This window comes from bacterium (genome assembly GCA_026398675.1).
GTDB lineage: Bacteria > RBG-13-66-14 > RBG-13-66-14 > RBG-13-66-14 > RBG-13-66-14 > RBG-13-66-14.
The window spans coordinates 1-10288 of record JAPLSK010000089.1; the positions used below are offsets into that span (position 1 = coordinate 1).

The following is a 10288-nucleotide window of genomic DNA, read 5'->3' on the forward strand; positions in this document are numbered from 1 at the left end:
GGGGTGAGGGCTGCCTTAGAAAAAAACGGCGGGGATATGAATCCCCGCCCTACTGTGTTAAGGCGGGGCCAATAAACCGGCCCCCTTTGGTTGCGGGGGCCGGATACCCAAATTACTTGTGCTCGTTGATTAAAAAAACGAGGTGGGCCCCTTTACTGGCCCACCCCACTTGGTTGCGGGGGCCGGATTCGAACCGGCGACCTTTGGGTTATGAGCCCAACGAGCTACCGAACTGCTCCACCCCGCGTCAGCAAAAAAAAGAATAGCACAAAAGGGGAGAGGCGTCAACTTGGGTTACTGAATCCGGTCCTTCTCCTGGGGCAGCGGCTTCTGGACGTTCTCCGGCAAGGGTTCGGCGGGCTGGCCGGTGATGGTGAAGCGGGCGGTGGCCTCGGCCCGCTCGTTGGCGTTGACCTTGTCGAAGCAGGTGACGTGGACCTCGTAGGCGCCGGGGAGGAAGGTAACGGGGTCCATGAGTATCTCGTTGCTGAAGTCGGCGGCCTCGCCCTTGCCGGTGAGCGTGGAGATGGCCCCGTCGGCGAAGGCGATGGAGTCTTTGTCGTCGGCCAGATAAATTTCTATCTGCTCGACCACGTTGTATTCGCCGGTTTTGGCGTCCAGGGCGGGGTGGGTGACGGTGAACTCCACGACCAGGGTTCCGCCCAGTTCGAGCTCCGCGGCCGAGAGCCGCAGCTCGGGGATGCCGTAGCCGGTCTCGACGGTTTCCCCCTCCTCCCCGCAGGCGGCGAGGATCAGGAGGAGGGCCGGGATGAGCAGCAGTTTTTTCACGGTAAACCTCCCGGATGCGGGACGGGTTAGTGGTCCCTCCTCGGTCGGCGGTCGTGACGGTCTTGGCCGCCCCGGTCGGAGCCGCGGTTTTCGTTTTCGCGTCGGTGCTCCTCGTAGCCTTCGGGCTTTTCCAGAAGGAGCCGACGGGAGAGGTTGAGCCGGCCCTGGGAGTCTATCTCGGTGACCTTGACCGTCATTTCGTCGCCGACCTTGCAGACGTCCTCGACCTTGCCCACGCGTCCCCACTCCATCTCGGAGATGTGCACCAGGCCCTCTTTTCCGGGGGCGATTTCGACGAAGGCGCCGAAGTTCATGAGCCGCGTGACCTTGCCGGTGTAAACCGCGCCCGGCTCGGGGTCGGTGACGATGCCCCGTATTATCTTCATGGCCCGTTCGAGGGCGTCGAGGTCGGCCGAGGCGACCGTCACGTGGCCGTTGTCCTCCACGTCTATGGAGACGCCGGTCTGCTCGATGATGCTGCGGATAATCTTGCCTCCGGGGCCGATGAGGTCGCGGATTCTGTCCGTGGGGATGTCCAGGGTCTGGATGCGCGGGGCGTAGGGCGAGAGCTCGGCACGGTGGACGGGGAGGACCTCGTCCATACAGTCCAGGATGTGGACCCTGCCGCGCCGGGCCTGTTCCAGAGCCAGCTTGAGCACCTCGGTGGGCAGCCCGTCGAGCTTGATGTCCATCTGGAGGGCCGTCACGCCGGTGCGGGTGCCCGCGACCTTGAAGTCCATGTCGCCCACGTGGTCCTCGTCGCCGAGGATGTCGGTGAGGATGATGTACTGCTCGCCTTCTTTTATGAGGCCCATGGCGACGCCGGCCACGGCGGCCTTGACCGGGACGCCGGCGTCCATGAGCGCCAGAGACCCGCCGCAGACCGTGGCCATGGACGACGACCCGTTGGACTCGGTGATGTCGCTGACGATGCGGATGGTGTAGGGGAAGTCGTCCTTGTTGGGAAGCACGGCGGTGAGCGCCCGCTCGGCCAGCATGCCGTGGCCGATTTCCCGCCGCCCGGGTCCCCGAAGGAAGCGCACCTCGCCCACCGAGTACGGCGGGAAGTTGTAGTGCAAAAGGAAGCGGGACCAGTACTCCTCGGTCAGGGTCTCAATCTTCTGCTCGTCGGAGACGGTGCCCAGGGTGACGGTGACCATGGCCTGGGTCTCGCCGCGGGTGAAAAGGGTGGAGCCGTGGGTGCGGGGGAGGAAGGAGTTCTCGATGGTTATTTGGCGGACCTGGTCCGGTTTCCGTCCGTCCACCCGGAGGCCCTCGGTGACCACGCGACCCCGGACGACCTCGCGCTCGAGCTCTCTAAATGTGCGCTTTGCCTGGGTGAGCCGGTGGGCTCTGTCCTCGGACTCCTTCCAGCGCTCCTCGAGTTCGGCCAGCACGCCGTCTTTAATTTCCTTGATGGCGGCAATGCGCGCCAGCTTGTCGGCGGCCCCGGTCATTCCGCGGAATAGCCGGTCGCCGACCATGTCGCGGACGATGCCCACTATCTCGGCGTCCGCCGTGATCTCCTCCGGTACCTGCTTGGGCTTCCCGACCTCGGCGGCCATCTCTTTGATGAGGGCGATGATTTTCTTGATTTCCGCGTGGGCGGCTTCCAGGGCCTCGGCGAGGTCCTCCTCGGGTACCTCCTTGGCCTCGCCCTCGACCATCGCCAGGGCGCCGGTGCTGCCGGCGACCACGATGTCCATCTGCGATTTCTCCAGCTCGCTGGTGCTCGGGTTGAACACCAGCGCGCCGTCAATCCTCCCCACGCGGACCGCCCCGAGGACGTGCTCGTGGGGGATGCTGGAGAGGGCGAGGGCGGCGAAGGCGCCGTTCATCGCCACGATGTCGGTCGGGTGTTCGGGGTCGGCGGAGAAGGCGGTGCCGACTATCTGGGTCTCTTGGTTGTGGGATTTGGGCAGCATGGGGCGGATCGAGCGGTCTATCATGCGGCAGACGAGTATCTCGCTGGTGGAGGGCCGCCCCTCGCGCTTGAAGAAACCGCCGGGGATTTTGCCGCCCGCGCTCTTGCGCTCCCGGTAGTCCACCGTCAGGGGGATGAAGTCCACATCGCGGGAATGCGGGTCTATGCAGGCGGTGGAGAGGACGACGGAGTCGCCCAGGGAGGCCAGGACGGCGCCGTCGGCCTGCTTGGCCACGCGGCCGGTTTCCAGCACCAGGGTGTTCTGCCCGATGGTTATCTCTTTGCGTACGATCATAGGTAAAGACTCACTTTCGTGTCGTTCTCACGAGCGGGACCCCTAGTCACTTGCGGAGGCCGAGCTCAGTGATCAGCTTGCGGTAGCGCTCCTCTTCGGTGCGCTGGAGGTAGTTCAGGAGGTGCCGGCGTTTGCTGACCAGCTTCAACAGCCCCCGACGACCGTGGTGGTCCTTGGTGTGCAGCTTGAAGTGCTCGGTCAGATCGGTGATGCGGGCGGTCAGCAGGGCTATCTGGACCTCGGAGGAGCCGGTGTCCTTGTCGTTGGCGCCGAACTTGGCGATGATTTCCGTCTTCGTTTCCTTGGTGAGAGGCATTTTTCTCCTCTAGCGGTTGGCGCCGCCGTTCTTGGCGGCGGCGTCGAGATCGTCCACGAGGATGTTAAAGAGGTTGGAGGCCATGTAGTGGCCCTCGCCGATATAGAGGTCCATCACGTCGAGGGCGGCGGTGCGGGCCGTTTGAATTAAACCGCGGTCGTAAATGGACAGTTTGTCAAAGCCTTTGACGTAGCGGTCGTAGGCGGCCGAGTAGAAGTCGTCGAAAAAAACGTCGGCTTTATCGTCTTCCCCCCGGCGGTGGGCCAGCATCCCCTGAAAGAAGGGGACGAGCGGCTCCTGGGGGTCGCGCTCCTGGAGCCTGGCGACGACCTCATCCACGGTTGCGAGGTCCCCCGAGTCCAGGGCGTTCATGCCGTCATCGAAGTCCTCGCGGATTAGCTCGTAGGGCTTTTTGGATCCGCAGCCCGCGAGGAGCGCCGCCAGGGTGAAGACGATGAGGATTGTTGCGCGTCTTTGCATCTCGTCCGACCAGGGGGATTAAAAAACCGGCGCGGCGGCCGGCTAAAGGTATCTACCTTCAGTGCCCCTCGTTTTTCTAGAGGAGAGGGCAAGGGGTTTCGCCAGAGGCGTAGCTCGCTTCGCCAGGGGCATAGCTCGGTTCGCCGGGGGCGTAGCTCGCTTCGCTCGGTTCGCTCGGTTAAACCCCTTGTTTCCGTCTGGACGGAGTTCCCCCGCTCTCCTTTGGCCGAATCCCGGTCTTCGAGGGGCCGCCGCCAAGGACCCAGCGCGAGGAGATTAACACGGGGGGCGCGATAAGGCAAGTAAAAAGGGGACCCACCGGGTCCCCCACCGCGAATACTAGGGAGTCAGCTAGAAGAAATACACGACGCCGGCGATGAAGCCGAAGGAGAAGTAGGTGCCCTCTCCGATCCACAGGCAGGGCCGTATGTCGGCGTCCAGGTAGAAGTTGGCGCCGAGGGGGAGCTGCATTCCCACGTGGAAGGGCAGGCTGAAGCCCGCGTACCCGCCCCCGAAGAGCACGCCGACCCCGAGGCCCGCATAGGGGTTGACGCCCGAGAGGTTGAACATGTACTTGAAGTTGCCGGTGAGCTGGCCCATGAAGACGCCGGCGGTTATCATGTCGAAGTCGGCGGTGATGTCAATGTTCGGGGTAATTTCAAAGTCGCCCATGAGGTTGATGCAGAAGGACGGGTCCTGGAATCCCAGACGCATCCCGGCGCCGACGCGGGCGCTGGCCGGCAGGGCCAGGAGGGCCAGAAGGACGATTACCAAAACGGCCTTGCGCATGCTTGAACCTCTTTCTGGTAAAAGGGGTCGAGAGTTGATACAAACACCTCTTATATCTTATCAGCGGGTCCTTCGCGGGTCAATATAGATGCTTAACTTCTTGTAGAAATGATAGTTAGCGGGAAAGATAATGTCTGCGTTCGAGGAAGTGTAGCTTGACTCAATTTCCAGCGTTGGTGTATTATCATTCTTTACCGTGTTCAAGCGTCCTAACAAATGTTCACCACCCAAGGAGGCACAATGAGGGTAAGTAGATTCAAGTTTACCTTCGGTCGCAGGGGCCCCTTAGCGTGCAGGTTCGTGCCCATCGCACTCCTGGTGACGTTCTTGGTTGCCGGGTGCACGGACCCGGTCGCCAATGACCTGTACCAGGATCAGAACCAGCCGTCCTCACCGGGCAGGGTTCAGGTCTTCCCGCCCTACGACCTCGCGCGGCACCCCGAATACCCGGGGACCCTCCTGGTGTACCGCGTGTGGGTCAACGACCAGCCCACCGCGCTCACCAAACCCTACATCACCATGTACCAGTCCCGGGAGCCTTACTACCTCGGCTTCAAGGTCTGGCGCAAGGCCACCGTCGGGGACTGGGTCGAGCTGACCGACGGCAAGTACATGGTCCCCGAGGCCATACGCTCCAACCCCATACCGCCCGAGAACTGGCAGGCTTCCAACCGGGTAATCATCTACGATGAGCCCAACGTGGATTTCTCCGACTCGAGCAACGTAGAGATGGATTTCCCCGCCTACAACCCGAACCTGGACGGCTTCAAGGGGGACCAGAACCCCATCCTGGGCTGGGACGTGCGCGACCCGTCGGGCTACTACCCCTACAAGTACTTCCTCAGCGAGACCTACTCCTTTGGGTTCGTGGACACCAGTTTCGACGTCGGCACCATGGATTACGAGGATTACAAGTGGGCCGTCTGCTTCGTCGATTACTCGGGCAACATGTCCGACCCGGTAATCGTCGAGGTTGATTGAACAAGAACAACGACAGCGGCTTTTTGAAAGGAGTTTACCCATGCGCAAGCTTTTGTTGATCGTAGCGCTGCTCGTTGTTCTGACCGTCAGCGTCAGTGCAAAGGGCACGAATCCTTACGGCATGGCGGGTCAGTTCAAACTCTGGTCCGCAGACACCATCCAGCAGTGGGGCATCGCCCTGGGGCTGCACTTCGACCTCTGGGCGTACTACCAGGATATCCAGGGCTCGGGTTACGAGTGGGCGGACACCGAGGACAATTACATCTCCGACGTCTACAGCCGGAACCCCTTCGACCTCACCTTCTGCTTCTTCGATTGGTGGGAGTTCTCCGTGACCCCGACCTTCGCGGCGCACAAGGTCCTGGACACCGACATCGAGGAGGTCGGACTCTCCGAGCTCTTCATCGGGACGAAGTTCAACCCCATATTCGAGGAGAAGAACGGCTACCTGCCCGGGATGGCCCTCGTTATGGGCTTCGATCTCGGGACCGGCATCGCCCAGGAGGACGATCTTTCCACGAACTTCTATGACGAGGCGCTCAACTGGACGACCCACGGCGACACCAACATAGACTTCATCTACGCTCTCTCGAAGCACGTGGGCAAGGACGATCTCTTCAGCTACCACCTCAACCTCGGCTACCGTTTGACCCTGGGCACCTACGATCTCTACGAGTGGGTGTTCAACCCACACACGGGCCGGACCGATAGGCGCGTGGCGATGAATGACTACCCCGTACCGGATTACTTCCTCTACGGCGCGGGCTTCGAGGTCAAGGCCACGGACAACTTCTCCTTCATCACCGACCTGGTCGGCAAGTACGCCTTCACCGAGAACCAGGAGAAGAACGGCCGGACCTACGCCGTCACCGACAACTGGTTCCAGGTCGTCCCCGGCATCCGTCTCTCCGGCGATGAGTTCCTCTACTACGACTTCGCCGTGGCCCTGGGCGTGGGGAAGGACAACCCCTGGATCGAGGTCATCACCGGCTTCTCCGCCGACGTGGACCTGGTTCCCCGCGACACCGACGGCGACGGTATCCCCGACGACACGGACCTCTGCCCCGATAACCCCGAGGACTTCGACGGCTTCGAGGACGCCGACGGCTGCCCCGATCTCGACAACGATAAAGACGGCATCCCCGACGTCGAGGACAAATGTCCCAACGAGCCCGAGGACATGGACGGGTACAAGGACACCGATGGATGTCCCGACCCGGACAACGACTCGGACGGCATCCCCGACAATTTGGACAAGTGCCCCAACGAGCCGGAGACGGTCAACGGGTACCAGGACGAGGACGGCTGCCCGGACACCGAGCCCGTGGTTTACACGGGTCCGAAGACCCTCCGCCTCGAGGGCGTGAACTTCGAGCCGAACGTGGCCGTGATGCTGGCAGGCTCCGCGAGCAAGCTGGAGGATGCCGCGCGGATCATGATCGATAACCCCATGATCAAGGTCCAGATTGTCGGCCACACCACCGACCGCGGAGACCGCACCTTCCTGATGCAGCTCTCCCGCGACCGCGCACAGGCCGTGGTGGACGTGCTGGTCAACGACTACAACATTGACCGGAACCGTCTGACCGCCGTGGGCATGGGACCCGACGATCCCATCGGCTCCAACGAGACCGAGTCCGGTCGCGAGCAGAACCGCCGCATCGAGTTCAAGGTCGTTGATTAAGCTGTAACTGACCGATGAGAGGGTCCCGCGAGGGGCCCTCTTTTTACTGGGGCGTATCGGGGTAGCGGGTCAAGGCTGCGCGTCGCGGTTACGCCGGCCGCAAGACCTCGTCCTCCCATCGGACAAAGGGCTTGAGTTCCCGGATACTGCCGGTTGGAGTCGCACACCGGGTCGGTGTGGCGGTTCGGGCTCGGGTGAGCTATGATTACCAAGAAGGGGCTCAACCTCCCACCCGACAAACAGCTTCGAGATTTGACCCTCGTCCGGGGATTCCCCCGCCCCAACATGGATTCCGTGTTCGACCAGGTGAGTGAGTCAAACCTGATTCCTCGGTAGTAAGGGGATGCCATGCGTAGAAAAGTCATTATTATCCTGTTGATCGCCACCGCCGCCCTGGCCGCGCCCAAGCTCAAGATCGCCTTCATGGGCCTCGAGCCCAGCGGGGTGAGCGCATCCGAGGCCTCCGGCGTTTCGGACAGTTTCTTGAATGCGCTCATCAACACGTACCGCTTCGAGGTCGTCGAGCGGGACCGGCTGGAGGCCCTGATGGAAGAGCAGGGGCTCGCGATATCCGGTTGCACAACCACGGAGTGCTTCGTTCAGGTGGGTCAGTTGGCGGGCGCCCAGAAGGTGATTGTGGGAAAGGTCGCGCAGGTGGGCGGGTCTTATATCGTCAGCGTGCGGGTGGTGGATGTTTATTTGGGCAGGGTGGAGCAGTCGCTGGCCCAGGAATCGCGCAGTCTGGAGAACCTGTTGACGGTGGCGAATTCACTGGCCGTCCAGTTGTCCGGAACCATCTCGGTTGAGGGCACCGTGGTTTCGGTTTCGGGAAACACCATAAAAACCGATCTCGGAAGCCAGGAAGACATCAGCGTGAACGACACGGTGTACCTGGTGCGATTGGGCGAGGAGTACTATCACCCGGAAACCGGCCTGTTCCTCGGTCGCGACGTCGAGGAGCTGGGCGAGGCGAAGATCACCAAGGTTCTGGCCGATGAGCTCTCCGAGGCCGTTCTGAAGGGTGATTTCTCGGTGGTCGTCGGGGACAAGGTGCGACTTACAGCTCCAGTTAGCGTATCGCCGGTTGCCGGTTCCTCCGGCCGCATCGCCTTCACTTCCGACCGCGACGGGGACGAAGAAATCTTCGTGATGGACACCGACGGGAGCAACCAGACACAGTTGACCTATAACAACAGCAGTGACGCGTTTCCCGCCTGGAGCCCGGACGGCGGCCGCACCACCTTCAGCTCCGACCGCGACGGGGACTCTGAAATCTTCGTGATGGACGCCGACGGGAGCCCGGACGGCGGCCGCATCGCCTTTGTTTCCGACCGCAGCGGGGACGCGGAAATTATCGTCATGGACGCCGACGGGAGCAACCAGACCCAGTTGACGGACAATACCAGCCAGGACTGGTGTCCCGCCTGGAGTCCGGACGGCCGCCGCATCGCCTTCGACTCCGAACGCGACGGGGACGACGAAATCTTCGTGATGGACGCCGACGGGGGCAACCAGACCCAGTTGACGAACAACACAAGCGTTGACGAGTATCCCGCCTGGAGTCCGGACGGCCGCCGCATCGCCTTCGACTCCGACCGCGACGGGGACTGGGAAATCTTCGTGATGGACGCCGACGGGCGCAACCAGACCCAGTTGACCGACAACGCTAGCTATGACACTGCTTCCGCCTGGTGCCCGGTGGAGTAGGCCCCCTCCCTAACCCTCCCCCCAAAGGAGGGAGGGGGATAAAGATGAACCCCTCACCCTAGCCCGTAGGCGCGCCTCTCCCCAGAGGGGAGAGGGAGAAGCAGCCCCCCTCCCCGAACCCTTCAACTTAGGAGAAGATCGTGCGGTTCTTCATCTCCCTGGACATGGAGGGCGTGTCGGGGCTGGTGAACTGGGCCGGTTTCGACCCCCCCGCGGGACCGGACCACGCCTTCGCCCGCCGCCAGGCCCTCGCCGAGGTTCTGGCCGTCATCGAGGGGCTCCGGGACGGCGCCCGGGAGGCGGGTGAGCCGGTCGAGGGGGTAACGGTGACCGACGCGCACGCCCGGGGGCTCAACCTCCCGCCCGACGGGCTGCCCCGGGACGTGACCCTCATCCGCGGGTTCCCGCGCCCCAACTACATGGTGGAGGGCCTCGGCCCGGAGCACGATCTGGCCTGCTTCGTCGGCTACCACAGCCGGGTGGGCCGACCCGACGCTCTGATGGACCACTCCTACTCCGGCGGCGCCATTTACGAGGTTCGGCTGGACGGGAAGGTCGTGGGCGAGACCGAGCTCAACGCCGCCTACGCCGCCCACTACGGCGTGCCGCTGGGGCTGGTGTCCGGCGACGCCGCCCTGGAGGCCCAGGTGGCCGAGAGCTTCGGCCCGGGCGTCGTCTTCGTCCGGACGAAGGCGGGCATCGGCCGCTTCGCCGCCGCCTGCGAGCATCCAGAGAACGTGCTGGAGCGGCTGCGCGAGGGCGCCCGACGGGCGGTTCTCTCGCGGAAGGAGCTGCCGCTCTACCGGGCCGCCGAACCTTGCACCCTGGAGGTGGACCTCACCGAGACCCAGATGGCCGACCTGCTGGAGCTCTACCCCGGTTTCGAGCGGACGGGCGGGCGGCGGATCCGCATCACCGCGCCCGCGATGCCCGTCCTCTACCGGGCATACATGGGGCTGCTTCTGGTCGCCGGGGTCGCCAAGAGGATCCGGGAGGAATAGGATGCGCGCCGGTTCCATCGCGCTGGTCGGACTTCTCCTCCTCGCCTGCGGCGACGGGGTGGTCGAGGAGGGGGCCGTTCCCGACGCGCTCGCGCGTCCCGAGCCCGATCCCGCCCGGATGGCGGCGTGGCGCTGCGCCGGACGCGACTGGACCCACACGGGCGTCTTCCCCGGCGACGCCGCGACGCAGCCCGTCGAGTGCTGGCGGCTGGAGACGGGCGGGACGACCTTCGCCTGGCCCGTCGCCGCGCCCGGAATCGCCGTCGTCGCCGACGAGGCGGGGCACGTGGTCGCCGCCGCTCCAGCCACGGGGGAGGAGCGC

Annotated in this window: 10 protein-coding genes and 1 tRNA gene; 5 read left to right on the top strand and 6 right to left on the bottom strand. The window is 63.5% G+C overall.

Going from position 1 to position 10288, the window contains the following annotated elements:
* Positions 1–170: 170 nt before the first annotated feature.
* The 6 genes from NTW26_01805 to NTW26_01830 all read right to left on the bottom strand — a co-directional run bounded on the left by NTW26_01805 (position 171) and on the right by NTW26_01830 (position 4593).
* Positions 171–247, bottom strand: a tRNA-Met gene (locus tag NTW26_01805).
* Between the two features lie 47 nt (positions 248–294).
* Positions 295–789 (bottom strand): hypothetical protein, encoded by a 495-nt coding sequence (locus NTW26_01810; protein ID MCX7021008.1) that lies wholly within the window; start codon positions 787–789, stop codon positions 295–297.
* A 26-nt stretch (positions 790–815) separates the two neighbouring features.
* On the bottom strand, positions 816–3008 hold the full coding sequence (gene pnp / locus NTW26_01815) for a polyribonucleotide nucleotidyltransferase (protein ID MCX7021009.1): 2193 nt from the start codon (positions 3006–3008) through the stop codon (positions 816–818).
* A 46-nt stretch (positions 3009–3054) separates the two neighbouring features.
* Positions 3055–3324 (bottom strand): 30S ribosomal protein S15, encoded by a 270-nt coding sequence (gene rpsO / locus NTW26_01820; protein MCX7021010.1) that lies wholly within the window; start codon positions 3322–3324, stop codon positions 3055–3057.
* Positions 3325–3333: 9 nt separating this feature from the next.
* Positions 3334–3804 carry a hypothetical protein gene (locus NTW26_01825; protein ID MCX7021011.1) on the bottom strand — a complete coding sequence of 157 codons (471 nt, stop codon included), beginning with the start codon at positions 3802–3804 and terminating at the stop codon, positions 3334–3336.
* A 351-nt stretch (positions 3805–4155) separates the two neighbouring features.
* Positions 4156–4593 carry a hypothetical protein gene (locus NTW26_01830; protein MCX7021012.1) on the bottom strand — a complete coding sequence of 146 codons (438 nt, stop codon included), beginning with the start codon at positions 4591–4593 and terminating at the stop codon, positions 4156–4158.
* A 300-nt stretch (positions 4594–4893) separates the two neighbouring features.
* Between NTW26_01830 and NTW26_01835 the strand changes: the two genes are divergently transcribed.
* The 5 genes from NTW26_01835 to NTW26_01855 form a co-directional block, all read left to right on the top strand.
* A complete protein-coding gene (locus NTW26_01835; GenBank protein MCX7021013.1) occupies positions 4894–5574 on the top strand; it encodes a hypothetical protein in 681 nt (226 codons plus the stop codon).
* Between the two features lie 40 nt (positions 5575–5614).
* The gene (locus NTW26_01840) at positions 5615–7258 is read left to right on the top strand and encodes an OmpA family protein (protein ID MCX7021014.1); all 1644 of its coding nucleotides are present in this window, start codon (positions 5615–5617) and stop codon (positions 7256–7258) included.
* A gap of 348 nt (positions 7259–7606) precedes the next feature.
* Positions 7607–8965, top strand: a complete 1359-nt coding sequence (locus tag NTW26_01845; protein ID MCX7021015.1) for a hypothetical protein — start codon at positions 7607–7609, stop codon at positions 8963–8965.
* 140 nt (positions 8966–9105) lie between these two features.
* Complete coding sequence (locus NTW26_01850; protein ID MCX7021016.1) at positions 9106–9966, top strand: M55 family metallopeptidase; 861 nt, start codon at positions 9106–9108, stop codon at positions 9964–9966.
* Position 9967: 1 nt separating this feature from the next.
* Positions 9968–10288: hypothetical protein (locus NTW26_01855; GenBank protein MCX7021017.1), on the top strand; the 321-nt coding region annotated here is incomplete at its 3' end.